The sequence below is a fragment of the Photorhabdus hindustanensis genome (assembly GCF_002968995.1).
In the GTDB taxonomy this organism is placed as follows: domain Bacteria; phylum Pseudomonadota; class Gammaproteobacteria; order Enterobacterales; family Enterobacteriaceae; genus Photorhabdus; species Photorhabdus akhurstii.
The window spans coordinates 46278-72178 of record NZ_PUWT01000027.1; the positions used below are offsets into that span (position 1 = coordinate 46278).

A 25901-nucleotide genomic window follows, 5' to 3' on the forward strand; every position below is an offset into this window, starting at 1 on the left:
TTTCACTGTATTCGTGTTCATATTCATATGGAATAACTATTGCAACAATCGCTGTTCCCGAACTTTATAATCTTGACTTTACTTAGATGATATTGATAATCGTTATCATATATATATTTATAACAAGTAAGGTTTGAATTGATGAAGAAAAAACTTTCTCTGCTTTTACTTTCTCCTCCTGCTCTGGGAATTATGTTGATTCTCTTATCTATAATTTTATTTAGCCATCAGGCATCTGCCGCTAAACAATTTAAAGTCGTCACTACCTTTACTATCATTCAAGATATCGCACAAAACGTAGCAGGTGATGCAGCGATTGTTGAATCAATTACTAAACCTGGCGCCGAAATCCATGATTACCAACCTACCCCCAAAGATATTATAAAATCTCAACATGCTGATTTGATCCTTTGGAATGGGCTAAATCTAGAGCGCTGGTTTGAACGCTTCTTTGAAAACCTTAAAGATGTACCTGCCGTTGTCATTACTGACGGCATTGAACCACTCCCTATCCGTGAAGGGCCTTACAACGGGAACCCTAATCCTCACGCCTGGATGTCACCCACAAATGCTTTGGTCTATATCGAGAATATCCGCCAAGCATTTGTGAAATACGATCCTGAAAATGCAGAAATTTATAATAGGAACGCCAAAGCCTACGCTGAAAAAATCGCCCAACTAGATTCTCCACTGCGAGAACGTCTTTCCCGTATTCCACAGGATCAACGTTGGTTAGTTACCAGTGAAGGGGCTTTTAGCTATTTGGCTAAAGATTACCAATTCAAGGAAGTTTATCTATGGCCGATTAATGCGGAAGAACAGGGTTCACCACAACAAGTTCGTCATGTCATTGATACTGTAAGGGCAAACAAAATCCCAGTTGTATTTAGCGAAAGTACAATTTCAGATAAACCAGCTAAACAAGTCAGTAAAGAAACAGATGCCCGTTATGGTGGCGTTCTTTATGTAGATTCACTCTCCGGCAGTGACGGCCCAGTACCAACTTATATTGATTTACTGAACAAAACTGTAGATACAATCGCAAAAGGATTTAATCAATGAATAGCAATATGCTGTTTGAACGTCCTCATTTAGTCGTCGATGACGCCACTGTGACTTATAACAACGGTCACACAGCTATTTATGATGCAAGTTTTTCTATCACCGGTGGAACTATCTGTGCATTGGTGGGCATTAACGGTAGTGGTAAATCCACACTGTTTAAGACCATCATGGGGCTGGTAAGCCCATCTCAGGGAAAAGTAACTCTGAGTGATATGCCAGTCAAAAATGCTTTGAAGAAAAATATTATTGCATATGTCCCTCAAACAGAAGAAGTCGACTGGAACTTTCCCGTATTGGTTTCTGATGTCGTTATGATGGGCCGCTATGGGAAAATGGGATTCCTGAGAATCCCAAGTAAAAAAGATCACCAAGCGGTTGATAAAGCCCTTGAACGTGTCGGCTTAACCGCCCTACGCAACCGGCAAATTGGCGAACTCTCCGGTGGGCAAAAAAAACGGGTTTTTCTTGCAAGAGCGCTAGCTCAGGAGGGCAAAGTCCTATTACTGGATGAGCCTTTCACTGGTGTTGATGTAAAAACAGAAAATGCCATCATTGATCTACTATGTGATTTACGTGATGAGGGCCATCTGGTTCTAGTTTCCACACATAACCTTGGTAGCGTGCCTGAATTCTGCGATCATGTTATCTTAATCAACCGGACTGTTCTGGCAAGCGGCCCAACAGAAACAACGTTCACCCAAAAAAATTTAGAGATGACTTTTGGTGGAGTACTTCGTCATATTAATCTATCCGGCCCGGAATTACATGATGATGATGATCCACGCTCCTTGACGGTTATTACTGATGATGAACGCGCAGCCGTATTTTATGGTCATGATCACCATGTTCCGCCGCGGCAGAGTCAGCATAAGGAGAAGCGCCAATCATGACAGAACTTTTGCTGCAACCTTTTCACTACAATTACATGGTAAAAGCCATCTGGGTTAGTGCTATCGTCGGTGCCGTCTGTGCTTTCCTTTCCTCCTACCTGATGCTAAAAGGCTGGTCATTGATGGGAGATGCTCTCTCTCACTCAGTTGTGCCTGGCGTCGCCGGTGCTTACGCATTAGGTCTCCCTTATGCAGGTGGGGCTTTTTTTACCGGAATGCTGGCAGCGCTATCCATGACTCTGGTTCGTCATATCACTCGTTTACGTGAAGATGCGGTAATCGGGTTCATTTTTTCCACTTTTTTTGCCGCCGGGTTGTTAATCGTTTCTCTCAATCCTACTTCTGTTAACGTACAAACCATTATTTTCGGCAATATCCTTGGCATCGCTGATGAAGATGTTCTCCAGGTTGAAATCATTATCGCAATTTCATTTATCGTGCTCATGTTTATCTGGAAAGATTTGCTCATTGTCTTTTTTGATGAAACGCACGCACGCTCTATCGGCTTATCTCCCTTGCGGATGAAAATCATTTTTTTTACTTTGTTGAGTGCTTGTACTGTCGCAGCCTTACAAACTGTCGGCGCTATTCTGGTGATTGCAATGGTAGTCACTCCAGGCGCAACAGCTTACTTATTAACCGATCGTTTTAAGCATCTGCTGATCATTGCCGTTGCTATTGGTTCTCTGACCAGTGCATTTGGGGCTTACCTAAGTTTCTTCCTTAACGGCGCTACTGGTGGTGTCATTGTCACACTGCAAACCGTTATTTTCCTACTGGCATTCTTCTTTGCGCCAAAACATGGGCTATTCGCTTCACGTATACGCGCCAAAAAAGAATCCTCAGCATTGGCTCAGGAGACACAACCATGAATGAGTTAATACAGTTTCTCACTGAGCCGTTTATGTTTCCATTTATGCAACGAGCGATATTCGCCGCGATTGTAACAGGTGCGGTATGTGCAATGCTCTCTTGCTATCTGGTTCTTAAAGGCTGGTCGTTAATGGGAGACGCCATTTCTCACGCTGTATTACCAGGTATTGTGCTGGCTTTCGCTGCCGGTATACCACTGGCTATTGGCGCATTTCTTTCCGGTATTTTTTGTGCTGTCGCAACGGGATATCTGAAAGAACATAGCCGGATAAAAGAAGATACTGTCATGGGAATTGTCTTTTCAGGCATGTTTGCCTTCGGTTTAGTTCTTTTTGCCCGTATGGATACCGACCAACATCTCACTCATATTCTGTTCGGAAATATACTAGGGATCACTAAAGATGAGTTGAACCAAACATTATGGATTACCAGTATCACTATGGCGGTGGTACTGCTAAAGCGCAAAGACTTTATGCTTTACTGCTTCGATCCGAACCAAGCGCGCGTTGTGGGATTACCTGTTAAGCTTTTGCATTATGGTTTGCTTTGCCTGCTGTCCATGACCATCGTCGCTTCCCTGCAAGCAGTGGGAATGATTTTGGTTATTGCAATGTTGATATCACCAGGCATTATCGCTTTCATGTTATGCCGCAGTTTTGACCGAATGTTAATTGTCGCTATCATTGCATCGGTCAGTTCCTGTGTCCTGGGTACTCTGATCAGTTTCCACATTGATGGCGCAACGGGGCCATGCATTGTTATTGTTCAGGCTATCTTCTTTACACTAGCACTGGCTTACAATCAGATAAAACTTGTAAGAACAAAATCTAAACGTAAAACGTATCAAGCTGCTCTACAAATCTCTAACGAACCCAACCAATAACAAAAAGGGTTATATCTGTTTTGAGATATAACCCTGTTAATCATATTTTTTACCTGATCATATATTTTCTCTGACTATAATTGTTCATAAAGTAATTGACGACGTAGAGAGGTGAACCATGTGGCAAGCAATAAATCGTTTGTTAAACGAACATTTCGGTGTTGCTGAAATTCACGATAAAACTGAGTTAGCCGGAGGGGACATCCACCAAGCTTGGCGAATCACACATGGAAAACGACAAATTTTTGTCAAATCAAACCTGCGGGAAATGCTCCCTGTCTTCAAAGCAGAATCAGAACAACTTGAACTCTTGGCACGCAGCCAGACTATCCGTGTTCCAACTGTTTATGGTATTGGCAACACCCGTGACCATAGCTTTCTCTTGCTTGAATTTCTGCCTTTAAAATCTTTTGACCCTCACAGTGCCTATTGCTTCGGTCAACAACTGGCAAAACTTCATCAATGGAGTGAGCAACCTCAATTCGGTTTTGATTTTGACAATATGCTGGCAACAACACCACAACCCAATGGCTGGCAACGACGTTGGCACCAATTTTATGCGGAAAAGCGGATTGGTTGGCAATTACAAATCGCAGCAGAAAAAAACATGATATTTGGCGACATTGATAATATCGTTCAAACCATAAGTAACAAACTTCAACACCATCAGCCACAACCCTCTCTCTTACATGGCGATCTCTGGCCAGCTAATTGTGCTTCGTTAGATGATCAAGCCGTTGCCTTCGACCCAGCCTGTTATTGGGGAGATCGTGAATGTGATTTCGCTATGTTACCGTTATACCCTGATTTACCGATGCAAATTTTTGATGGCTATCAGAGCGTATGGCCACTCCCTGCCAACTTTATCGAACGACAGCCTATGTATCAGCTCTATTATTTGCTTAACCGGTGTAATCTGTTTGGTGGTGATAATCTTATTGCGGTTCAAAATATTATTGATAATATTTTGACTAAAAATAGCTAATCAGTGGTAATCAAGCTGCGAAACCCTTATTCCGCAGCTATAGCCAACCGGAGCGTTTACCAGCCTAAGATTTTCAATAGAAAATAAAAAATTGCACCGATAATTACCGGTGAAATATATAAGATATAAATCTGACTGAACAGTGTATGACGAGGAAGTTTAATTTTTAATTCAATCTGTTCTCTCGTCAGTCCATTATTGCCTTTAGCTTTTTCAATAATAAGCTGATCTTCAATATTTTCGCGTACAAACTTCACTTGCCTGTACATACGTTGACCTGATGCATTCATAGCAAGGCCGAAAAAAATAAGAAAATAGATAATCAGGAAACCAAGCGTTGACCCGGTAAAATCAGCCAGATGATCAGGTGTAGGTGAATTTTTCCAGAAAAAATCCAGAAATGGAGTATTAAAACGCACCATTTCAGCCATCATTTTCAGCAAATCATCCAAAACAGCATTGATACCATCACCTTTAATACCATGCACCCAGGCAAGATTGATCACAGAAACAATGGTCGATAAAAGTGCCGGAATAAAAATCATCCAACCTAAAACTCGCTTAATAATAGCGATGTATCCGGCTTTTTGGTAAGTCATCGATATCCCTCATAGCAATCAGCAGATTTTATTTTTGGCTAATCATAGCCCATCAATCACCAAATTTAACTTTATATTTAATTAAGGATTTCTTACCATGTTCCCGATCAGGAAAAGATTTCATTCACTGAGGTTGTTACAATCAGCTTTCGCTAACTGTCTGACCAGAGAGAGATACTAAATGTCTTTTCATTTACCAATAAAAGCGGCCATTTTTTGATATCGATGGCAGCTTCTCAATTGTTCACATAACAGCCGCAGCGCTTATATCTTATTCTGTCAAATAAAAATTTAATTAGATATTAACGTTATATATTAATAAATAAGATATTTTTGCTTTTCACCCTCTATCTTACCCACGTAAAACCCTCTATACTTCGCCAACTGTATGGATAGACAGTTATTAGTCAGAGGAATTTATGACCGCAGAAGGGCATCTTTTGTTTTCAGTTGCCAGCATTATCTTGGCACACAAGCTAGAAATAACACCAGAGATAGCTAATGGAGACTGGCTGCATATGCTACCAGGGGTGCTGCTTACTGCCTTGTTACCTGATATCGATCATCCTAATTCAACTTTGGGTAGATTATTCAGATTTATCTCCATTCCCGTAGCCAAACTTTGTGGTCATAGAGGATTTACTCACAGCTTACTTGCTCTCATATTAGGAATCACTTTATTTTGGCTAAAAATACCGGAAGAGTGGCTAATCCCAACTGATTTTTTCCATGCCATGATTGTTGGCTATTTAAGCCATCTGATTGCAGATATGCTAACGCCCGCAGGTGTGCCGTTATTATGGCCAATCAAAATACGTTTCTGTCTACCGGTGCTTGGCAAGCAAGGAAATAAGAAAGCAGAAAGGTTTATTTCTGCTCTCTTAATTGTCATTGCCATTTTTCTACCAAAAGATATTGAATACTCTATACTTTTTTATATCAATCGCATCAAAGATCTCTATTTATAATACTCTAATTGACTAAAAATAAATCTTAAAAGTCACATTTGTTATAACAAATTCTATATAGTTATAAATGAGAATAATTTAAGCTGATACTATATTCCCCAACTGCTTGTTGTAATGTGTTCGTTTGCAAACTTACACGATTCGATACAACTTATGACTCAACTAAATTGAATTCTGGAGTTTGGGGATGAATTTACCACTCATTTCGAATGTGCTCGTCTTCGTAGCACTGCTTTTGCTATTGTCAAAAGCTAGTTCACGGCAATGGAACTTGTCGAAAAAGGTTTTTGCGGGCCTTGCCATTGGCATTATTTTTGGCCTGGCACTGCAACTAGTTTATGGCTCTGATAATATCATAGTGAAGGAATCCATATTATGGTTCAACATTGTCGGTAATGGTTACGTACAGCTTCTACAAATGGTCATTATGCCTCTGGTATTTGCCTCTATTTTGAGTGCAGTTGCCAAATTACACAAAGCATCTTCTTTAGGAAAAATCAGTTTTCTGACCATTGGAGCATTGCTATTCACTACAATGATTGCAGCGCTTATCGGTATCATAATTATCAACCTGTTCGGCCTGACTGCTGAAGGTCTGATCCAAGGTCCTCAAGAAACGAACCGCCTGTCTGCTATCGAAAACAACTACGCCAGCAAAGTCTCTGATTTATCTGTACCACAATTGATTTTATCTTTTATTCCTAAAAATCCATTTGCAGATTTAACCGGCGCTAACCCAACCTCTGTGATCAGCGTTGTCATCTTTGCAACCTTCTTAGGTATCGCAGCTCTGCAAATGCTGAAAGATGACAATGAAAGAGGTGAACGCATATTAGTCGCTATCGATACTATACAAGCATGGGTAATGAAACTGGTTCGTCTGGTTATGCGCTTAACGCCGTATGGTGTTATGGCTTTAATGACCAAAGTTGTCGCCAACTCTAATATCCATGAAATTGCAAAACTGGGAACCTTTGTTATCGCATCTTACATTGCATTAGCACTCGTGTTTGTTGTTCACGGGTTCCTGCTCTCTCTCATCGGCATCAATCCACTTAGATTTTTCAAAAAAACCTGGCCGGTGTTGACCTTTGCATTTACCAGCCGTTCCAGTGCGGCCAGTATTCCACTGAATGTCGAAACTCAGACACTCCGTATTGGCGTGCCAGAATCTATCGCCAGTTTCTCAGCCTCTTTCGGAGCAACAATTGGTCAGAATGGCTGTGCCGGGATTTATCCCGCCATGTTGGCAGCAATGGTTGCTCCAACAGTGGGCATAAATCCTCTTGACCCGATGTGGATTGCAACACTCGTTGGTATTGTCACTATCAGCTCTGCTGGCGTGGCGGGTGTAGGTGGCGGTGCTACGTTTGCGGCACTGATTGTCTTACCTGCAATGGGATTACCTGTGACGTTGATTGCTTTATTGATTTCTGTTGAGCCTCTCATTGATATGGGCCGTACGGCACTGAATGTAAGTGGCTCAATGACCGCTGGTACTATTACCAGCCAACTGATGGGACAAACTGATAAAACTATCTTCGATCAAGAAGAACAGGTTGAATTAAGTCAGCTATAATTTAAAACTTCAAAAGTTGCAAAAAAGCCGGAGTTGATTTTCCGGCTTTTTATTTTATTCACAATGTTATTTATTCAGGTATTGTCCACTACGCAGTGCTTCAATACGTTTGTCCAATGGTGGATGAGACATGAACAGCTCACTGAATGTTTTTGCTTTACCATTAATACAGAACGCCATCATACTGCCTTCTTCCTGCGGTTCATAACTGGTTTTCAGACGCTGTAAAGCAGCAATCATTTTCTCACGGCCGACCAATTTGGCAGAACCTGCATCTGCATGGAACTCGCGGTAACGGGAGAACCACATTGTAATAATGCTCGCCAGAATACCAAATACTATTTCCAGCACCATTGAAACAACCATGTAAACAATCGGATTACCAGAGGAGTTACTCTCTTCCTCATCACTGTTGCCAGACAGGAAACTTGATACAGCCTGAGCCAACAGACGAGAAATAAAGATAACGAAAGTATTTACGATACCTTGCAACAAAGTCATCGTCACCATATCACCATTAGCAATATGACTAATCTCATGAGCAATAACGGCTTCTGCTTCTGCCCTACTCATGTTGTCCAATAAACCAGTGCTGACAGCTACCAGAGAAGCATTACGACGCGCTCCGGTAGCGAATGCGTTAATATCAGGCGCGGCATAAATCGCAACCTGGGGCATGGCAATATTGACCTGTTCCGCTTGACGACGAACAGTTTCAACTAACCAATGTTCAACTTCATTTGCTGGCTGTTCTATGACCTGACCACCCACAGAGCGCAAAGCCATCCATTTGGACATCAACAGGGAAACAAATGCTCCCCCGAAACCAAACAGGCCAGCCATAATCATCAGACCTTGTACACTACTCCTCTGAATTCCTGTCAAAGAAAGTATTATCCCGAACACCAACATAACAGCGAGGTTAGTGAGGAGGAACAAAACAATTCGCATCATAAAAACCGGCTTCCTTTATTAATAATCATAAATGCACTTTCAGAACTACTCTATAAATAAGGCTGTTCTTACTGTATTCAAGGCTTTTAACCTGTTAAGCGATAAGATCAATACAACTTTACAAAATCATAAAAAAACCCGCATTAGCCTAACACCAATTGGTTAAACAAAATACTCCAACACCTAGTAATGCTGAGAAAATGTGAAACAATTCATCTTTTCTGAAAAGAAAAAACACCTTAAAAAGGCTGTTCATATTATTTTATTGAAAACCCAATATACCGTTCACTCAAAACATCTCAAGCGAACGATATTGGGCATTAATCATTGACAGGCTTTAACCCATTATTTTATTTAGATTTAGCTAACATTTTCTCAGCAGGTTGGTGTGCTAAATCAAGTGCAATCTTCACTGACTCATCAAGATAGGGATCTGGCCCCTGATAATCTTTAGGTAAATCATCCAGTGAAGTTAATGGCTTTTTACCTTCGCGTTTAAAGCGATCATTTATGCGATTCAACTTCAGAGCATCCGCTTCCTTATTCTCTTTCTCTCTTTGTGCGTAGTTCAAAGAAACAAGATTTTTATGCTCTTTCATCGCCTTATAGTGAGCAATATCCTCATTGATGTACTTGAATTCTGGATCATTTGTAATGCGAGCATTGTGAACGACATTCAACTGAGGAACCAATGCAGCAACAATTTTAGACCCTGTATAACGGGCAGGAGGAATGCTATCCCAAGGCAAAGCATTATCTTCGAAACTTTCCCCCGTTTCTGCCGGATCAACCCCCGTCGGCATTACAATATCAGGAGTAACCCCTTTACGCTGAGTACTACCGCCATTCACGCGATAGAACTTCTGAATCGTATATTGGACAGAACCCAGTGATGGCCAATCAGGACGCATCATTTGATCGTAAATACGACTCAAAGAACGATATTGTTGAACTGTGCCTTTACCAAAAGTCGGTTCACCAACAATCAACGCTCGCCCATAATCCTGCATTGCCGCGGCAAAAATTTCAGAAGCAGAAGCACTAAAATGGTCTACCAGAACAACCAAAGGTCCTTTATAGTACACCACTTCATCGGTATCAGAATCCTGACGGATTTTTCCATTATTATCTCTAACTTGGACAATCGGGCCACTTGGGAGAAACAAGCCTGATAAAGAAACCGCCTCTGTCAGCGCACCACCGCCATTGCTACGCAAATCAATGACAATAGCACTGACATGCTGTTTGGTCAGTTTTTGTAATTGCGTTTTAACATTATCAGTCAAACCAACATAAAAACCGGGGATATCAAGAACGCCCACTTTTTCCTGACCCATTGTCTTAACTGACATCTTCACAGCCCGATCTTCCAAACGGATCTGTTCACGAGTTAAAGTAACAGTACGTGGTTTTGCTCCTTTGGTATCAGAAATAACCTCAAGCCGTACTTTACTCCCTTTAGGACCTTTAATCAGCGCAACCACATCATCCAGACGCCAGCCAATAATGTCCACCATAGACTTCCCAGACTGAGCGACACCAATAATCTTATCGCCCACGTTTAATACTTTGCTTTTGGCGGCAGGCCCACCAGCAACCAAAGAATTTATAACCGTGTAGTCATCATCTATTTGCAAAACAGCACCAATCCCCTCCAGGGAAAGACTCATTTCTGAGTTAAACTGTTCAGTATTGCGTGGTGAAAGATAATTAGTATGAGGATCAATTTCACGAGCAAACGCAGTCATAATCAATTGGAAAACATCTTCACTTTGACTTTGTGTCAGACGTTTTAACGCAGATTGATAACGTTTGGTGAGCATCTCTTTGATTTTATTGTCCTCTTTGCCACTGAGCTTGAGGTTGAGCCAATCATACTTAACTTTAGCATCCCAAAGTTTATTTAGCTCTTCCACACTCTGTGGCCAAGGGGCTTTGGAACGATCAATATCAATTGTATCGTTACCATCAAAATTCATTGGCTGTTCAAGACGCGATAAAGCGTACTGATAACGCTCAAAGCGACGTTTCTGTAACAAATTAAACAAGTCATATGGAATTTCCAGATTCCCACTTTCCAATTCCTTGCCTAACAACTTTTTCTTATCGGCATACTGAGCAATATCTGACGCTAATAATATGTTATGGCTGTAATCCAGTATATTGAGATAGCGGTCAAATATTTTTGCCGAAAAATCACCATTTAAATCAAATTGGCGATAATGAGAACGAGTGAAGCGGGATGTTACCCGCTCGCTCACTGTTGAATGCTGAGGTTCCTGCTTCAATATAGGTAGTTGTTCAATACCAACAGGAACAGCCACTGGACTGTTTGTATTTGCATAACAAGTACCAAAAATTGAAACACCTAAGACAAAAGCCAGTCTGACGAATTTGTTCATGCCCAGGTTGGCCTCCGTATCAGAACTGTAAATGTTCTGCGCGTACAATCATTGCCAAACCGGAAGGCAATTGTACTCGTACACCATCTTTGGCGATCTCAAGCACAGAAGCATCCACTGAACTCTTACCCACTCTTACTTTAATTTCCTGACCAATTTTCAGCGATGAAACATCGATAATCTGAGTAGGTGAAGGTTGAGCAGGTTTAGCAACTGGCTTACGTGCTTGCTGAGGACGCTTTTGTTGGCGTGGCTGTTGCTGCCGTTTTTCCCCCTCAGTATTGTTAGCACGGCGACGAGGTGCAGGTTTCTTGGCTGCGGGCCGTTCATTTTTTTCACCAGCCGCCGCATTTTCAGCTTCACGTTTCTTAGCTCTTTGCTCCGCACGCTGTGCCTGAACCCGTGCTTTGGCTTCAGTCAGTTGCTGGAGAGCGTGCTCAATGTGTTCCGCTTCCAGTTCACCGCATGAATTACCATCAAGGTCAACACGCTGTGCACCTTCTTTAACACCATACAAATAGCGCCAACTTGATGTGTACAGACGTAAGGCGGAGCGCAGTTGTGTTTTACTTAAACACTCTTCGTCCTGAATACGTTCAACGATATCTTGAAAAATACCGATCTTTAAAGGACGAGCTTCACCTTCTGCTACGAAACAGAGCGGGAAACGCTCAGCTAAAAATGCAATAATCTCTTTACTACTATTCAACTTAGGTTGATTTTCCATGAAATTTCCTGATTACAACGGTTTTGCCAACCAGCATAGGCATGAACTGGCGTCATTATAATAGCGTTGCTGATAAATGCCACGTTATCCATATGTTAAGTTACATTCAATTCAACATATTTAGGCATAACGCACTGTTCTAAATGAGCACAAAGCCCATCAATAAGGGCTTGTAAGCCAAATTCGTCTTTCTCGTCGAACCTATTAAAGACCGTACTATCAATATCCAATACACCGATGATTCTATCGCTTACGATCAACGGCAACACAATTTCAGCGTTACTAGCAGCATCACAGGCGATATGGCCTGGGAACGCATGAACATCATCAACACGCTGGATGCGCTTTTCTAATACAGCCGTTCCGCATACCCCCTTGCCAACAGGTATTCTGACACAAGCAACTTTTCCCTGAAATGGCCCTAACACCAACGTATCGCCACCAATCAGGTAAAAACCAACCCAGTTAACATCATGCAAGCGTTCATACAACAATGCACTGGCATTAGCCAGCGTTGCTATTAAGTCATACTCACCAGACAACAGAGCTTTTAAGTCCCCCGTAAGCTCCCGATAGAACTCATTTTTATTCATAATTGACCTATCCGATGAAATTCACAAAACGCATCTCTATTTTTATATCAAAAAAATATCAAATGCCCATAACAATAAGGTTAACAGTCTGTCACACTGACGTAAATTCTTTACTATCTTTAATAAGATATTCTTTAATATATTTATTGAATACTTGCAAAAGCTTGTGAGATATCACACTACTTACCAAAACATTATCAGGGGCGCAACCAGTATGAATATGATTCACCGTCAGCACCTCCAGGTTCCCATACAATAAAATTAAATTGAACTTTTCCACAATTATAAAGATCAATTATCTGATAACAGTGTCGCTCATTAGCCTCTTTCATTTGAGAATTGACTGGTTGTGTAGTAAAAAACAAAACATTCAAACAATTTATCCGTAGAATTATTGCATTTACTACACCATCACTAACACTTTTACTCCTTACTACCACACCAAATAAATATTTCCTACTGAATGTATAAAAGGCCAAAGAATGACAAAGATAAAAAAAGCAATATGACGATAGTAAGTTTTAGAACAGATAATTATAACAGCAATATCATCTACCAATTATCCAACACAGAAAATATTATTACTGGAAATCTCAGCTATTTGATCTATCCTCAATGATGGCCACACTGGTCTTACCTGTTATCTAAAAGTTAAGGAGCGATCATGAACCAGACAATATTAAGAATTTCCAGCTACGAAATTGATGATGCTATTCTCTCTTCACCTTCTGAAGAGGATGATATCACCATCAGCATTCCCTGTAATTCCGACCGCGAACTCTGTATGCAGTTGGATGGATGGGATGAACACACCAGTATTCCCGCCTTATTAAACGATAAACACATTCTTCTCTACAGAAAGCATTATGATAGACAAAAACATGCATGGGTTATGAGGGTGGTCTGATGTCCACAAAGCTTGTGACAAAAAAAGGCCGAGTTGACTCCTCTACTCGGCCTAGGGAAAATGGCTCTTAAGAGCCGTGCGCTAAAAGTGTCATTGAGACGAAAAACAACTTACAACTTAAAGCGTAGCTGACATACTTGCATTTTACCAACTTTTTGGATAATAAATAATCAAAAACAACATCTTCCATTAAGACAAATATAGACGCTATCGCTTACTCAATGACATTATTTTTTATCGCACAATGCTAAAGCTGCTTGTTGGAATGGCTCTATACTCATTTTTTGAGTTGGATTTTTGCTATCATCCAATAAAATAATATCCAAAGACTTAGCATTCACTTTCCCTACCTGCATCATCTCTGTGGCTATATCATTCAATGGGTATTGCACTAACGTACTTGGATTAATCACAAACAGAGCCTTATTTGCTCGGCAATCCAACATCACCTCTTCCCGTGTAAATGCCCATTTATCACCAAATTGGTGCTTACTCACCGTTTCAATCGGCGCAGCAACATTTTGAAAAGAGAGACAAAACAAGGAAAGTAATAAGAGTAAACGTTTCATAATAGTTACCAATGTAGATATAAAAGCGAGCGAAGTGGATCTTTTATACACTCCAGCTTTTTCCATATTCACTATATATTTAGTGTCAAGAATAGGCTACACCAATAGCACCTATCGAGACAGATAATTACTTAAGAAAATCAAACTGGTTGATAAGTGGCAAAAACAGCAACACATAATAAAACCAATGCTCCGAGGATAATTTCAATCCAACTATTGATAATCAACAACTGATAACGGCCAGGTTGTTTCAGTTTGGGAACCAGGATATAGCGGTTAATTAATGCTAGCATCACCATGCCCGCCACTAATGCTATCTTCAGCCATAGCATGGATTGATATTCACTGCCGCTATATTTCGGCCAGTTCGGCAGCAAAATTAAGCTGCTTATGATACCCGTTATAATAATCAAAGTTACAGCAACGTGCCCATACGTGGAAAAACGCATCATAGAAACCATGATCTGTTTATCCAATCCCATAGCCAATTCATTTTGTATCCGTAAAAATTGCAGACATAACAAAAAAGGCCATAATCCACCAAACCAATACCCAACACTCACTAAGTGAATTACCTGATTGACCTGAGAAAAAACGCCTGTTATCCCATCATGCATTACCGAATGACCTATAAAGGCATGGCAGGAGAGTAAAACCGTAGAACTGATTAACATCAGAATATTTCTAGCTTTTTGTTTACTGATAAACAAAAACCCCGTAGCAACTATTGAAATCAGTATTTGCCATTGCCAAACTTTACCAAAAGTTGTTCCCAGTACTGCCAACCAGATTTCTAGATTATAAATATCCTGCCAGCCATCACCCATTATTCCCGCTTGAATTGCCAACCATCCAATTGTTGTTATTAATGTCACAACGGTACTGATAATTACCCCTAAACGAAGGCGTGCATCAATCAGAACAGATAAACGCTCAGGAACCAAGATGGCAGTAAATACGCTAAAGCCAAACATTAACATAACTGCCACAAAATGGGTGAAGCGACAAAGAATATACAGCGCCGCCAGAGACATAATTATTTCACTGTAAAGCTATAGACACCTTTGGTCTTATGCCCATCAACAGAGACCACGCTCCAGTTCACATCATATCTCCCTGTCGTTAGTTTATCTTCGATAGGAAGAATCAGTTTTGTATTAGTTGCCGGATCAAGCTTCAATTTTCCGGTTTTAATGGGTCTATTTTCCGGACCAGTCACTTTTACTTTACTAAAATTCAATTCAATACCTTCAGAAAAGCTTAATGTGATTACCTGCGGTGTATTTTCTACAGTAGTATCTTCCGCCGGAATTTGTTCTGTCAAATGGGCATGGGCCAAAGCTTGCTGGCAGGATATGCCAACGAAAAGAACAATTAGAGCAGATAATTTTCGGCAAAAAGAGCGAATTGTGCTAATAGTCATCAATAACCTCTTAATTTTCAAATGAATCTCGATAAGTTGTCATCATTTTATATCAAAAGAGTTATTTTATCTGCGATAACTTACAATGAGAATTTCGTCTTGTGAACTATCGCGCAAAAATAAAGGAAAACCGCAGCATTGACTTTAAATACCTAAAGTTATTGCGACTACTGCGGCTAATTAATTCCATTTCATTAGACAGGATTTGCAGCAGCCAGACCTTTCAGATCTTTATCCAATAGGAAAAGTGCTTTACCATCCTCGCCAACCATACCTAATTTATCAAGGATAGATTTAAACAATTTCTCTTCTTCATGCTGTTCCGCTACATACCATTGCAGAAAGTTAAAAGTAGAATAATCCTGCGTGGTTATCGCCAAATGAGCAAGTTTATTAATTTCGGCAGTAATAAACTTCTCGTGCTCATAAGTTCTATTGAGTACATGGGTTATAGATTCATAATCGGCGGAAGGCGCATCAATTTGCCCCAAACGTGGCATTGCACCTGTATCACTCAGATAATCAAACAAACGATGCATATGCTGCATTTCTTCCTGGGAGTGTGATTTAAAAAACGCAGCAGCGCCAGGTAATCCTTGTTCACCGCACCATGCACTCATTTGTAGATATAAATTCGCAGAATAGAACTCCAGATTCATCTGCTCATTTAATTTATCAATCATTTCTCGGTTTAACATAATAGATACTCCAGTCATTAATTCACCTATATTATGCCAATTAAATTAGAATAATAAAACCCAATAAGAGAAAATAAATTAAATATACATATCATATTGAAATATAAATATATTTCCTGATAAATAAAATGAAAATGAATCTCATTTAATATATTCAAATGAAAATGAATTACATTTACAAAATAATCTTCATCAAGGAATTTTTATATTTAATGATAATGAATATTATTTATATTTATAAAATAATCAATTCAGACCTTGCCAGAAAAACTCTTCTGGATTAGTTTTATCACTTTGTGTGTGAATGAGAAAGACACTTATGAAACATAATCTGGCCGAGCTTTCCACAGAGAACATGGATAAAGTGAATGTTGATTTGGCAGCCTCCGGCGTAGCTTTTAAGGAGCGTTACAATATGCCAGTACTGCCTGATACCGTTGAACAAGAGCAACCCGAGTATCTGCGGCAATATTTTCAACAACGTTTAGTGTATTATCGCCAATTATCCAAACAATTTTCCCGTTTACCCTACGAACCCAAAAGCCGCTAATCAGCCAGTAAGCATGGGTAACCACCGGATAACCGGTGGTTATATCCAATCACTGATCGGCAAACCTATCAGTTGCACTAATAAGCTGATGTAAAATACCCGGCTCATCAAATGAATGCCCTGCTCCTTCAATAATATGTAATTCCGCCTCCGGCCATGCCTGCGCTAAATCCCAAGCATTTTGCACCCGGCAAGCCATATCATATCGGCCATGAATGATAACTGCCGGAATATCCCGTATAACGTCAATATTATTCAACAGTTGCTGCTCCTCATTCATAAAACCTTCATTGATAAAATAGTGGTTTTCAATCCGAGCAAATGCCAAAGCAAACTCATCTTCTGCAAAACACTCCACACTATTTGAAGGAAGCAATGTCACCGTCTCCCCTTCCCACAAACTCCAGAGACGAGCGGCTTCTAATTGCACGCGAAGGTCATCACTGGTCAGCCGCTTATTATATGCTCCGATCACATCCTTTCGTTCTTCCTCCGATAAAATAGATACTGTGCGTTGCCATTTGTCAGGGAAGAAATTAGAAGCGCCATCCTGATAATACCAGTGCAACTCTTGTGGTCTCAGCAAGAAAATTCCCCGAAGAATTAATTCAGAAACGCGTTGAGGATGAGTCTGGGCATAAACTAAAGATAAAGTTGAACCCCACGAGCCACCAAATACCAGCCATTTTTCCACCCCCATCAATTGACGTAAACGCTCAATATCTTCAACTAAATGCCAAGTGGTATTATTTTCCAAACTGGCATGAGGTTTTGAACGTCCACAACCACGCTGATCGAATAGCATGACATGATATTTCTTCAGGTCGAATAACCGACGGTGATAAGAGGCAATACCACCGCCCGGCCCGCCATGAATAAATACAGCAGGCTTACCTACAGGATTACCGCACAATTCCCAATAAATTTGATGACCATCGCCTGTATCCAAATAACCCGAGCGATAAGCTTCACAAGCCGGATATAATTTTCTCAATTCTGACATAACATTTCCTTTACTGACTAACACCAAACCCAGTATCCGTCTAACGACGGGTAGAGATAACTAGCAGAAAATGTTATTTCGATTCGCTATAGCTAATCGTATTTTGCTGACAATCAACGACAACACGGTAACCTTTGTCACGTTTAGAACCACGAACAGTCAGCGGAATTTTTAAGATATCTTTATCGCCAGTAATATTTTCCGCCTTTACCCACACCACTGGTTTAGAAGTTCCCAACTGCTTCCTATCTTCCGACCAATGGTTAATGCGGTTTTGCAGAAAATCACGCTTTACTTGAGCGGCAATTTGCGATTTGGTTAAATTATCGCAAGAAATAAATTTACCAACACGTTTGTTCTCCGATACAGCAGATACTGTGAATGAAACAGTGAGCAAAAGTGCAGCACCCGATAGGCCAACTCTGTTAATGATATGACATGCTTTCATACTACCTCCCGTTAATATCTCAAAGTAAGAGATTAAATATGGAGCTAACCTAGCATGTCAGGTAAAACAAATGTGTGATTATTGTTAAATAAATAATTTAATTATGTTCATTTTTCATCATCAAACACTACATTAACCTGTTCTTTTCCTCGATGCTGTTCACGAATTTCTTGAGCAACCAACGCAATCGCTTCCCCACTACTCATTCCTTCAACCATCAATTGCTGAATTTTTTCCACTGCTAGTTGCTGTTCCTGATGGGATAAAGCTGGCATATCCGAAAACATGATAATAACCTCTATAAAGTGATCTATGCCGAGGAGTATAGCGATTTTTAACTCAAGTAAGGAATGGATTTCTATGTTAATCTGTAAGGATTAAAATCAAGACTAACTTTTGCGTTACAACTGCTAAACCAACATCATAATGAGTATTTCACTACAAAAACGGCAATTACCTTATCAGCCAGACGCTGCCATCAACTATTTCGCGCCGATTTCAAACCAGCCTTGGGCAATGCTGCTCCATTCTGGTTCTGCCAACCACCCCCATAACCGGTTTGATATTATGGTTGCAGAACCACGGATAACACTGCTCAGTCATAATAAATCGACTGAAATAAACGAAGATGGTGATATCTATATTACTGAGGAAGATCCCTTTCACCTGTTAAAAAAACAACTAAAGAAATTAAATATCACAGCAAAGCTTGATACTGATTTGCCATTTCAAGGTGGCGCACTGGGCCTATGGGGATATGATCTAGGGCGTTATATTGAAGAATTACCATCACAAGCCAAAAATGAGCTGTCATTTCCAGATATGGCAATAGGTATTTATGACTGGGCACTCATTGTTGATCATCATAAAAAAGAGGTGATTTTATTCAGTTACAGTAATGTTGACACGCGTCTGAACTGGCTTACATCTCGCCAAGTTTCACCAAAAGCAGCTTTTACGTTGACCAGTGAATGGCAGTCAAATATGAGTGCCAAACAATATAACGAGAAAATTAACTGCATTCATCACTATCTGTTAAATGGCGATTGTTATCAAGTTAATCTGGCACAACGATTTTGCGCCGATTACCAAGGAGATGAATGGCAAGCATTCATAAAACTTAATGAGAGCAACCGCGCACCTTTTTCAGCCTTTATTCGTTTACCGGAAAACAGCGTTATCAGTGTCTCTCCCGAACGTTTTTTACTCTTGGAAAATAAACAAATTCAAACTCGCCCGATCAAGGGAACATTACCGCGCTTAGGTGATGCAGAAAAGGACGCCCTGCAAGCTGAAAAATTAGCAGCTTCAAAAAAAGACCAAGCTGAAAATTTGATGATCGTCGATTTATTGCGGAATGATATTGGCCGGGTAGCCACACCTGGGTCAGTTAAAGTTCCTGAATTATTTGTGGTTGAACAATTCCCTGCCGTTCATCATCTGGTTAGCACAATCACCGCAACACTGCCAAATGAACAACATGCCACGGATCTATTACGTGCCTGTTTTCCCGGAGGTTCTATTACCGGAGCGCCTAAAATCAGAGCGATGGAGATAATAGAAGAACTTGAACCTCACCGCCGACATGGATATTGTGGCTCAATTGGTTATATTAGTTTCTGTGGCACAATGGATAGCAATATCACCATTCGTACCCTCTTAACTGAGAAAGAAAAAATATATTGTTGGGCTGGCGGCGGGATCGTTGCCGACAGCATTGCCGAAAAAGAGTATCAAGAAACATTTGATAAGTTGAATTGTATTTTGCCACAACTAGGGAAAATAAAAGTCATATGATATCGCTGTCTGATTTCGTCAACAGATTTCAGTTACAACTTCCACCACCGCCTAAACGACTTCTAGATAACAACCGCCATGCCGCGGTGTTATTACCCATCATCTGCAAACCGAAACCAACACTATTATTAACCCGGCGCTCCGCCACTTTACGATCACATGCCGGTCAAGTCGCCTTTCCAGGAGGGGTTGCTGATCCTAAAGATAAATCAATAATCGCGACAGCGCTACGAGAAGCGGAAGAGGAAGTTAACATACCTCATCAGAAAGTTCAGGTTCTGGGACAACTCGCCCCTTTAAATAGCACCAGTGGCTATCTGGTGACACCTATTGTCGGATTATTGCCCCCTGGATTATCCCTTCACAGCAACCCGGAAGAGGTTGCCAAAATATTCGAAGTTCCTCTATCAGAAGCGCTTTCACTTTCGAGTTATCATTATCTTGATATTAACCGCCGCGGTCAGCAGCATCGTATCTATTTTTACTGGTACCAGGGACACCTCATCTGGGGGCTGACAGCAACGATAATTCATCAATTAGCTCAACAAGTTCAAGTTTGATCTAAATTATTTAAGGATAATTAATTTGTGCTTTTTTTGCCCATTTTTATTACTATTGCTATCATAATTCAAAAAAAACTGTAAACTCCCTTATCAACACTACTAAATCACAGTAAAGTAGCGTACCCCAATATATATAACTATATCTCTATCTTTTTTAAGGAGTCTGGCGTGATTAGCGTTTTCGACATGTTTAAGGTCGGTATTGGTCCATCTAGCTCTCATACGGTTGGCCCGATGAAAGCCGGCAAACAGTTCGTCGACGATCTGGTAAACCAGGGATTAATGCCTTCTATCACGCGTGTAGCCGTCGATGTTTACGGCTCACTCTCATTAACTGGCAAGGGTCACCATACGGATATCGCCATTATCATGGGTCTGGCAGGCAATTTACCCGCCACCGTTGATATTGATTCGATCCCCGGTTTTATTCGTGATGTAGAGCAAACACAGCGTATTAAGTTAGCCAACGGTTTACATGAAGTCGATTTCCCACGTGATAGCGGCATGGTTTTCCGTAGTGATAACCTGTCATTACATGAAAACGGCATGCAAATTCACGCATTCGCGGGGGACAAAAAAGTTTATAGCAAAACCTACTACTCAATTGGTGGTGGTTTTATTGTTGATGAAGAACACTTTGGTAAACCTTCCCAGGATACCAAACCCGTTTCCTATCCATTCAATTCAGCAAAAGAATTACTGATGAATTGTAATAAAACCGGGTTATCTATTTCCGGTTTAATGATGAAAAATGAGCTGGATCTCCACAGCAAAGAAGAAATTAATGCCTATTTTACCGATGTCTGGGATACCATGCAGGCTTGTATTGAACGTGGTTTGAACACAGAAGGGGTTTTACCTGGCCCACTGCGTGTACCACGCCGGGCAGCGGCACTACATCGCATGCTGACCTCATCAAACAATCTGTCCAATGATCCAATGAATGTTGTGGATTTAGTGAACATGTTCGCTCTGGCAGTCAATGAAGAAAATGCTGCGGGTGGACGTGTTGTTACCGCACCAACCAATGGCGCTTGTGGCATTGTTCCTGCTGTACTCGCTTATTACAACCATTGCATTGAACCTGTAACGCCAGAACTCTATATCCGCTATTTCCTCGCTTCCGGCGCTATTGGCATTCTCTATAAAATGAATGCATCAATATCTGGAGCTGAAGTGGGTTGCCAGGGGGAAGTAGGTGTTGCCTGCTCGATGGCAGCAGCCGGCCTTGCTGAGCTGCTTGGCGGCAGCGCTGAACAGGTCTGTATTGCGGCTGAAATCGGTATGGAACATAACCTCGGCCTTACCTGTGACCCGGTGGCAGGCCAAGTACAAGTACCTTGTATCGAACGAAATGCCATTGCTTCAGTAAAAGCAATCAATGCTGCACGCATGGCTTTGCGCCGTACCAGTGAACCACGTGTTTCTCTCGATAAAGTTATTGAAACCATGTACGAAACAGGTAAAGACATGAACGCTAAATATCGTGAAACATCCCGCGGTGGTCTGGCAATTAAAGTTCAGTGTGATTAATCAAATAAATAACCTGTTTTTTAATCAATAAATACTTCTGTAGTAAAAGACCACCTCCCTAGGAGGTGGCTTTACATTGGGCCCCCTAAAAGGGGGCTATATCCGAGTTAATCCTGTAACAACTCCATTTGTTGGTCAAACTCTTGGTCCTTTTTATCCTGATGCCTTACATACCGTCTGATTATTTCTTCGTTTACGCCTACTGTATCCGCAAAATAACCCCTCGCCCAAAAATGATTCCCCCACAACTTCTTACGTATATGCGGAAACTTATTATAAAGCCTTATTGCACTACGCCCTTTCAGGACTCCCATTAACGTCGATATCGATAATTTCGGCGGGATCATCACAACCAAGTGAACATGATCCGGTTGAATATTTAACTCCAATACCTCACAATCTTTCATGTTGCAAAGTATATACATTGATCTATAAAGCTCCTTGCCTATTTTATCCCGAAGTATCTTAAATCGATACTTCGGGGTCCAGACCAAGTGATATTTGCAACGCCAAAATACATGTGATGAACTTCTATAGAGACCCATGATGGTGATTTCCTTCTTACTTGTGGTGAGTAAGTGGATATATTCCAACATGGGTTTCCTTCAGGCTAGAGCCTCACAGGGACAATCACCACCTCCCTAGGAGGTGGTTTAAGGATGACAATGAAAATATCCCTACCTTATGGTTGGGATATTTTTTAGCCAAAACTTAAAATGATCATCTTTTGATCTAAAAAGATGAATATGTTTTCGATTTTAAATTAATAAGATGTTACCGAGAACAGAATAAACATCTAACAATAAACAAATTATAGATAATTATAAATTAATTTTACAATTTTTAGCTTATTAAATTGTTTTGTGGTTAACATTTTTATCTATTTCATTTTTTCTGACTGACAGCAATTTTCCTTCGGTATTTCTAATGTTAATCTAACAGCCGATTTTTTCAGTCAATAAGAGATAAAGTCTAAATCAAGTCAAATATTTAGGTATCATATTGATAAAAGGTCATTATTCATACAAATAAGATTTTTATTGGAGGAATGATTCATCAAAATTATTGCAGTAACTTTGTAATAATCCTGCGTTTATATTGTTAACAGAGGGGAAAACAAGTGAGTATAGCCATTATGATTGGCACGCACGGGGCTGCGGCTGAGCAACTGCTTCGTACCGCAGAGATGTTAATTGGAGAGCAAGAAAATGTTTCCTACATTGACTTCGTTCCTGGTGAAAATGCCGATACTTTATTTGAAAAATACAACAGTAAACTCGAAACGCTTAATACAGAGCAAGGTGTACTGTTTCTTGTCGATACATGGGGAGGAAGTCCATTCAATGCGGCTAGCCGTATCGCCGTAGATAAAAAGAATTACGAAATCATCACCGGTGTTAACGTTCCAATGCTGGTTGAAACCTTTATGTGTCGAGATGATGACCCATCTCTGGCAGAACTGGTTTCTGTTGCTCTGGAAACAGGGAAAGAAGGCATCCGGGCCCTGAAAACAGAAGAACCTCAAAAAACTGAACCAGCAAAGCCTGTAGCATCCGTTGCGGCGCCTTCATTTGCGCCATCAACCGGTGGTCATATGAAAATCGCACTGGCCCGAATTGATGACCGCCTCATTCATGGTCAGGTCGCTACTCGTTGGACAAAAGAAACCAATGTCAAGCGAATCATTGTCGTCAGCGATGAAGTTGCTGCTGATACTGTTCGTACCACCTTGCTAAAACAAGTTGCTCCACCGGGGATCAGTGCTCACGTTGTTGATGTTGCAAAATGTGTTCGCGTTTATAACAACCCGAAATATGCCAATGAACGTGTCATGTTGCTGTTTACAAACCCAACAGATGTTTTGCGTTTAGTCAAGGATGGTGTCGCTATCACTTCTGTCAACATCGGAGGAATGGCTTTCCGTCAGGGGAAAACACAAGTTAACAACGCAATATCCGTTGATGAAACCGATATTGAAGCCTTCAAAAAACTAGATGAACGAGGTATTGAGCTTGAAGCCCGTAAGGTTGCCAGTGACAGCCGTCTACAAATGATGGATCTACTCCAGAAGGTTAAAAACGAAAACCAGATCAGAGCAATTTAACTATTACTCAATGACAAAAATTTCTCAATGATAAAAATTTCTCACCAAATTTAATTTGGTTACAGGAGACAAACAATGGAAATTACCGTTGTTCAAATTACATTGATATTCATCGTAGCTTGTATAGTGGGAATGGATTCCATTCTTGATGAATTTCAATTCCATCGCCCACTCGTGGCCTGCACCTTAATCGGGATCATTCTTGGTGATATGACAACTGGTATCATTATCGGTGGTACGCTAGAGATGATCGCCCTTGGCTGGATGAATATCGGTGCTGCAATTGCCCCGGATGCGGCCTTAGCATCAATCATCTCAACGATTCTGGTCATCGCCGGTGGTCGTGATATCGGTGAAGGTATCGCCTTGGCCATTCCACTAGCAGCAGCAGGACAAGTTCTGACTATCATTGTACGTACCATCACAGTCGCCTTCCAGCATGCGGCTGACAATGCAGCAGAACGTGGCAGCCTGCGTGCGATTAGCTTTATCCATCTATCCGCATTACTACTCCAGGCTATGCGTATCGCCATCCCTGCCCTGATCGTCGCACTATCGGTTGGCACCAACGAAGTCCAGCAGTTACTTGCCTCTATTCCAAAAGTGGTAACAGATGGCTTGAACATCGCAGGAGGGATGATCGTCGTTGTAGGTTATGCAATGGTTATCAACATGATGCGTGCCGGCTACCTAATGCCTTTCTTCTACCTCGGCTTCGTCACAGCGGCATTCACTGAATTTAACCTGGTTGCATTGGGCATTATTGGTATTGTTATGGCCGTGCTGTACATTCAGCTAAGCCCTAAATATAACAAATCTCAGGTAGTTGCTGCCCCCGGACACACCAATAACGATCTTGATAACGAATTAGATTAAAAGGATGAGCAACATGTTAGATACAACAAAAACGGCTGCTCAGACAGCAGACCAGAAAAAACTGACGCCCAGTGATATCCGCGGTGTATTTCTCCGTTCTAATGTGTTTCAAGGTTCATGGAACTTTGAACGTATGCAGGCCCTAGGCTTCTGCTTCTCTATGGTGCCAGCTCTTCGTCGTTTGTATCCAGAAAATACCGATGAACGTAAACAGGCACTCAAACGCCATCTTGAATTCTTTAACACCCACCCCTACGTCGTTGCGCCTGTACTGGGTGTCACTATGGCAATGGAAGAACAGCGTGCTAACGGTGCAACCATCGATGATGGTGCAATCAACGGTATCAAAGTTGGTCTGATGGGACCATTGGCCGGTGTTGGCGACCCTATTTTCTGGGGAACAGCCCGCCCAGTATTTGCTGCTTTGGGTGCTGGCCTCGCAATGAGCGGTAGCTGGCTTGGGCCTGTCTTGTTCTTCTTCTTATTCAACCTTGTACGCCTGTTGGTTCTCTATTCAGGTATCTCTTATGGTTATAAGAAAGGAATCAATATCGTTCAGGATATGGGTGGTGGCTTCCTGCAAAAAATGACGGAAGGAGCGTCAATCCTTGGCCTATTTGTCATGGGGGCATTAGTCAATAAATGGACGAAAGTCAATATCCCGTTGGTTGTATCAGAAATTCCTAACCAACAGACGGGTGAAACGACAATAACCACAGTTCAGAATATCCTCGATCAGTTGATGCCGGGCCTGGTACCCCTTTTGCTGACATTTGCCTGTATGTGGCTATTACGGCATAAAGTCAATGCCCTGTGGATCATTATTGGCTTCTTTATTCTAGGGATTATTGGCGCCAGATTTGGTTTCCTTGGTCTCTAGTAAATATCATTCGGGGAGGAGCTCCTCCCCAT

General features: G+C 41.1%; 28 protein-coding genes. 15 read left to right on the forward strand and 13 right to left on the reverse strand.

Features of this window, described 5'->3' with window-relative positions; translation table 11 throughout:
- The first annotated feature begins 141 nt into the window (after window positions 1-141).
- From C6H66_RS10870 to C6H66_RS10890, 5 genes are all read left to right on the forward strand, one after another.
- The gene (locus C6H66_RS10870) at window positions 142-1062 is read left to right on the forward strand and encodes a metal ABC transporter substrate-binding protein (protein WP_105395606.1); all 921 of its coding nucleotides are present in this window, start codon (window positions 142-144) and stop codon (window positions 1060-1062) included.
- On the forward strand, window positions 1059-1955 hold the full coding sequence (locus tag C6H66_RS10875) for a manganese/iron ABC transporter ATP-binding protein (RefSeq protein WP_036775949.1): 897 nt from the start codon (window positions 1059-1061) through the stop codon (window positions 1953-1955). The genes C6H66_RS10870 and C6H66_RS10875 overlap by 4 nt, the downstream gene beginning before the upstream one ends.
- Complete coding sequence (locus C6H66_RS10880; RefSeq protein ID WP_049581266.1) at window positions 1952-2827, forward strand: metal ABC transporter permease; 876 nt, start codon at window positions 1952-1954, stop codon at window positions 2825-2827. Before C6H66_RS10875 ends, C6H66_RS10880 begins: the two co-directional genes overlap by 4 nt.
- Window positions 2824-3711: a metal ABC transporter permease gene (locus C6H66_RS10885; RefSeq protein ID WP_046397550.1), complete on the forward strand. Its 888-nt coding sequence runs from the start codon at window positions 2824-2826 to the stop codon at window positions 3709-3711. Before C6H66_RS10880 ends, C6H66_RS10885 begins: the two co-directional genes overlap by 4 nt.
- Window positions 3712-3829: 118 nt before the next feature.
- Complete coding sequence (locus tag C6H66_RS10890; RefSeq protein ID WP_046397549.1) at window positions 3830-4696, forward strand: fructosamine kinase family protein; 867 nt, start codon at window positions 3830-3832, stop codon at window positions 4694-4696.
- A 56-nt stretch (window positions 4697-4752) separates the two neighbouring features.
- On the opposite strand, the gene C6H66_RS10895 is transcribed toward C6H66_RS10890, so the two are convergent.
- Window positions 4753-5295, reverse strand: coding sequence for a YniB family protein (locus tag C6H66_RS10895; protein WP_105395607.1), 543 nt, complete (start codon window positions 5293-5295; stop codon window positions 4753-4755).
- Between the two features lie 419 nt (window positions 5296-5714).
- Here C6H66_RS10895 and C6H66_RS10900 point away from each other — a divergent pair, with 419 nt between their 5' ends.
- Both C6H66_RS10900 and C6H66_RS10905 read left to right on the forward strand, forming a co-directional pair.
- A complete protein-coding gene (locus C6H66_RS10900) occupies window positions 5715-6263 on the forward strand; it encodes a metal-dependent hydrolase (protein WP_046397547.1) in 549 nt (182 codons plus the stop codon).
- Between the two features lie 187 nt (window positions 6264-6450).
- The gene (locus C6H66_RS10905) at window positions 6451-7842 is read left to right on the forward strand and encodes an L-cystine transporter (RefSeq protein ID WP_181150185.1); all 1392 of its coding nucleotides are present in this window, start codon (window positions 6451-6453) and stop codon (window positions 7840-7842) included.
- A 66-nt stretch (window positions 7843-7908) separates the two neighbouring features.
- On the opposite strand, the gene htpX is transcribed toward C6H66_RS10905, so the two are convergent.
- From htpX to C6H66_RS10925, 4 genes are all read right to left on the reverse strand, one after another.
- Window positions 7909-8796 carry a protease HtpX gene (gene htpX, locus C6H66_RS10910; protein ID WP_036782002.1) on the reverse strand — a complete coding sequence of 296 codons (888 nt, stop codon included), beginning with the start codon at window positions 8794-8796 and terminating at the stop codon, window positions 7909-7911.
- Between the two features lie 350 nt (window positions 8797-9146).
- Window positions 9147-11198 carry a carboxy terminal-processing peptidase gene (prc, locus tag C6H66_RS10915; protein WP_046397545.1) on the reverse strand — a complete coding sequence of 684 codons (2052 nt, stop codon included), beginning with the start codon at window positions 11196-11198 and terminating at the stop codon, window positions 9147-9149.
- A 19-nt stretch (window positions 11199-11217) separates the two neighbouring features.
- Window positions 11218-11925: an RNA chaperone ProQ gene (proQ, locus tag C6H66_RS10920; protein WP_046397544.1), complete on the reverse strand. Its 708-nt coding sequence runs from the start codon at window positions 11923-11925 to the stop codon at window positions 11218-11220.
- 95 nt (window positions 11926-12020) lie between these two features.
- On the reverse strand, window positions 12021-12518 hold the full coding sequence (locus C6H66_RS10925; RefSeq protein WP_105395609.1) for a GAF domain-containing protein: 498 nt from the start codon (window positions 12516-12518) through the stop codon (window positions 12021-12023).
- Window positions 12519-13182: 664 nt separating this feature from the next.
- Between C6H66_RS10925 and C6H66_RS10930 the strand changes: the two genes are divergently transcribed.
- On the forward strand, window positions 13183-13425 hold the full coding sequence (locus C6H66_RS10930; protein ID WP_036805241.1) for a DUF1480 family protein: 243 nt from the start codon (window positions 13183-13185) through the stop codon (window positions 13423-13425).
- A gap of 227 nt (window positions 13426-13652) precedes the next feature.
- Here C6H66_RS10930 and C6H66_RS10935 read toward each other — a convergent pair whose 3' ends face one another.
- The 4 genes from C6H66_RS10935 to ftnA form a co-directional block, all read right to left on the reverse strand.
- Entirely contained in the window at window positions 13653-13994 is a 342-nt protein-coding gene (locus C6H66_RS10935) for a YebY family protein (RefSeq protein WP_105395610.1), read from the reverse strand.
- A 140-nt stretch (window positions 13995-14134) separates the two neighbouring features.
- The gene (gene copD, locus C6H66_RS10940; RefSeq protein ID WP_046397541.1) at window positions 14135-15028 is read right to left on the reverse strand and encodes a copper homeostasis membrane protein CopD; all 894 of its coding nucleotides are present in this window, start codon (window positions 15026-15028) and stop codon (window positions 14135-14137) included.
- A gap of 2 nt (window positions 15029-15030) precedes the next feature.
- Entirely contained in the window at window positions 15031-15417 is a 387-nt protein-coding gene (gene yobA / locus C6H66_RS10945) for a CopC domain-containing protein YobA (RefSeq protein ID WP_036781988.1), read from the reverse strand.
- Between the two features lie 194 nt (window positions 15418-15611).
- Entirely contained in the window at window positions 15612-16115 is a 504-nt protein-coding gene (ftnA, locus tag C6H66_RS10950) for a non-heme ferritin (protein ID WP_036782010.1), read from the reverse strand.
- Window positions 16116-16434: 319 nt separating this feature from the next.
- Between ftnA and C6H66_RS10955 the strand changes: the two genes are divergently transcribed.
- Window positions 16435-16665, forward strand: coding sequence for a DNA polymerase III subunit theta (locus C6H66_RS10955; protein ID WP_040153323.1), 231 nt, complete (start codon window positions 16435-16437; stop codon window positions 16663-16665).
- Window positions 16666-16714: 49 nt separating this feature from the next.
- On the opposite strand, the gene pip is transcribed toward C6H66_RS10955, so the two are convergent.
- The 3 genes from pip to C6H66_RS10970 form a co-directional block, all read right to left on the reverse strand.
- On the reverse strand, window positions 16715-17668 hold the full coding sequence (gene pip, locus C6H66_RS10960) for a prolyl aminopeptidase (RefSeq protein ID WP_105395611.1): 954 nt from the start codon (window positions 17666-17668) through the stop codon (window positions 16715-16717).
- Window positions 17669-17741: 73 nt separating this feature from the next.
- The gene (gene yebF / locus C6H66_RS10965) at window positions 17742-18116 is read right to left on the reverse strand and encodes a protein YebF (RefSeq protein ID WP_105395612.1); all 375 of its coding nucleotides are present in this window, start codon (window positions 18114-18116) and stop codon (window positions 17742-17744) included.
- Window positions 18117-18223: 107 nt separating this feature from the next.
- Window positions 18224-18403 (reverse strand): YoaH family protein, encoded by a 180-nt coding sequence (locus tag C6H66_RS10970; RefSeq protein WP_040153331.1) that lies wholly within the window; start codon window positions 18401-18403, stop codon window positions 18224-18226.
- A 139-nt stretch (window positions 18404-18542) separates the two neighbouring features.
- Between C6H66_RS10970 and pabB the strand changes: the two genes are divergently transcribed.
- From pabB to C6H66_RS10985, 3 genes are all read left to right on the forward strand, one after another.
- Window positions 18543-19913, forward strand: coding sequence for an aminodeoxychorismate synthase component 1 (gene pabB / locus C6H66_RS10975; protein WP_105395613.1), 1371 nt, complete (start codon window positions 18543-18545; stop codon window positions 19911-19913).
- The gene (locus C6H66_RS10980; protein WP_046397539.1) at window positions 19910-20473 is read left to right on the forward strand and encodes a CoA pyrophosphatase; all 564 of its coding nucleotides are present in this window, start codon (window positions 19910-19912) and stop codon (window positions 20471-20473) included. Before pabB ends, C6H66_RS10980 begins: the two co-directional genes overlap by 4 nt.
- Before the next feature lie 171 nt (window positions 20474-20644).
- The gene (locus C6H66_RS10985) at window positions 20645-22009 is read left to right on the forward strand and encodes an L-serine ammonia-lyase (protein WP_105395614.1); all 1365 of its coding nucleotides are present in this window, start codon (window positions 20645-20647) and stop codon (window positions 22007-22009) included.
- Between the two features lie 107 nt (window positions 22010-22116).
- Here the strand turns inward: C6H66_RS10985 and tnpA are convergent, their stop codons facing one another.
- Complete coding sequence (gene tnpA, locus C6H66_RS10990) at window positions 22117-22554, reverse strand: IS200/IS605 family transposase (RefSeq protein ID WP_046394619.1); 438 nt, start codon at window positions 22552-22554, stop codon at window positions 22117-22119.
- Window positions 22555-23129: 575 nt separating this feature from the next.
- Between tnpA and manX the strand changes: the two genes are divergently transcribed.
- The 3 genes from manX to C6H66_RS11005 all read left to right on the forward strand — a co-directional run bounded on the left by manX (window position 23130) and on the right by C6H66_RS11005 (window position 25869).
- Window positions 23130-24113, forward strand: coding sequence for a PTS mannose transporter subunit IIAB (gene manX / locus C6H66_RS10995; protein ID WP_105395615.1), 984 nt, complete (start codon window positions 23130-23132; stop codon window positions 24111-24113).
- Window positions 24114-24188: 75 nt separating this feature from the next.
- Complete coding sequence (locus C6H66_RS11000) at window positions 24189-24989, forward strand: PTS mannose/fructose/sorbose transporter subunit IIC (protein WP_036781969.1); 801 nt, start codon at window positions 24189-24191, stop codon at window positions 24987-24989.
- Window positions 24990-25002: 13 nt separating this feature from the next.
- Window positions 25003-25869, forward strand: a complete 867-nt coding sequence (locus C6H66_RS11005) for a PTS mannose transporter subunit IID (protein ID WP_046397536.1) — start codon at window positions 25003-25005, stop codon at window positions 25867-25869.
- The last annotated feature ends 32 nt before the right edge of the window (window positions 25870-25901 follow it).

Bases quoted from the DNA above. Each gene is read 5' to 3' on its own strand.
- C6H66_RS10870 (WP_105395606.1), top strand. From the start codon at position 142: ATGAAGAAAAAACTTTCTCTGCTTTTACTTTCTCCTCCTGCTCTGGGA.
- C6H66_RS10875 (WP_036775949.1), top strand. From the start codon at position 1,059: ATGAATAGCAATATGCTGTTTGAACGTCCTCATTTAGTCGTCGATGAC.
- C6H66_RS10880 (WP_049581266.1), top strand. From the start codon at position 1,952: ATGACAGAACTTTTGCTGCAACCTTTTCACTACAATTACATGGTAAAA.
- C6H66_RS10885 (WP_046397550.1), top strand. From the start codon at position 2,824: ATGAATGAGTTAATACAGTTTCTCACTGAGCCGTTTATGTTTCCATTT.
- C6H66_RS10890 (WP_046397549.1), top strand. From the start codon at position 3,830: ATGTGGCAAGCAATAAATCGTTTGTTAAACGAACATTTCGGTGTTGCT.
- C6H66_RS10895 (WP_105395607.1), bottom strand. From the start codon at position 5,295: ATGACTTACCAAAAAGCCGGATACATCGCTATTATTAAGCGAGTTTTA.
- C6H66_RS10900 (WP_046397547.1), top strand. From the start codon at position 5,715: ATGACCGCAGAAGGGCATCTTTTGTTTTCAGTTGCCAGCATTATCTTG.
- C6H66_RS10905 (WP_181150185.1), top strand. From the start codon at position 6,451: ATGAATTTACCACTCATTTCGAATGTGCTCGTCTTCGTAGCACTGCTT.
- htpX (WP_036782002.1), bottom strand. From the start codon at position 8,796: ATGATGCGAATTGTTTTGTTCCTCCTCACTAACCTCGCTGTTATGTTG.
- prc (WP_046397545.1), bottom strand. From the start codon at position 11,198: ATGAACAAATTCGTCAGACTGGCTTTTGTCTTAGGTGTTTCAATTTTT.
- proQ (WP_046397544.1), bottom strand. From the start codon at position 11,925: ATGGAAAATCAACCTAAGTTGAATAGTAGTAAAGAGATTATTGCATTT.
- C6H66_RS10925 (WP_105395609.1), bottom strand. From the start codon at position 12,518: ATGAATAAAAATGAGTTCTATCGGGAGCTTACGGGGGACTTAAAAGCT.
- C6H66_RS10930 (WP_036805241.1), top strand. From the start codon at position 13,183: ATGAACCAGACAATATTAAGAATTTCCAGCTACGAAATTGATGATGCT.
- C6H66_RS10935 (WP_105395610.1), bottom strand. From the start codon at position 13,994: ATGAAACGTTTACTCTTATTACTTTCCTTGTTTTGTCTCTCTTTTCAA.
- copD (WP_046397541.1), bottom strand. From the start codon at position 15,028: ATGTCTCTGGCGGCGCTGTATATTCTTTGTCGCTTCACCCATTTTGTG.
- yobA (WP_036781988.1), bottom strand. From the start codon at position 15,417: ATGACTATTAGCACAATTCGCTCTTTTTGCCGAAAATTATCTGCTCTA.
- ftnA (WP_036782010.1), bottom strand. From the start codon at position 16,115: ATGTTAAACCGAGAAATGATTGATAAATTAAATGAGCAGATGAATCTG.
- C6H66_RS10955 (WP_040153323.1), top strand. From the start codon at position 16,435: ATGAAACATAATCTGGCCGAGCTTTCCACAGAGAACATGGATAAAGTG.
- pip (WP_105395611.1), bottom strand. From the start codon at position 17,668: ATGTCAGAATTGAGAAAATTATATCCGGCTTGTGAAGCTTATCGCTCG.
- yebF (WP_105395612.1), bottom strand. From the start codon at position 18,116: ATGAAAGCATGTCATATCATTAACAGAGTTGGCCTATCGGGTGCTGCA.
- C6H66_RS10970 (WP_040153331.1), bottom strand. From the start codon at position 18,403: ATGTTTTCGGATATGCCAGCTTTATCCCATCAGGAACAGCAACTAGCA.
- pabB (WP_105395613.1), top strand. From the start codon at position 18,543: ATGAGTATTTCACTACAAAAACGGCAATTACCTTATCAGCCAGACGCT.
- C6H66_RS10980 (WP_046397539.1), top strand. From the start codon at position 19,910: ATGATATCGCTGTCTGATTTCGTCAACAGATTTCAGTTACAACTTCCA.
- tnpA (WP_046394619.1), bottom strand. From the start codon at position 22,554: ATGGGTCTCTATAGAAGTTCATCACATGTATTTTGGCGTTGCAAATAT.
- C6H66_RS11000 (WP_036781969.1), top strand. From the start codon at position 24,189: ATGGAAATTACCGTTGTTCAAATTACATTGATATTCATCGTAGCTTGT.
- C6H66_RS11005 (WP_046397536.1), top strand. From the start codon at position 25,003: ATGTTAGATACAACAAAAACGGCTGCTCAGACAGCAGACCAGAAAAAA.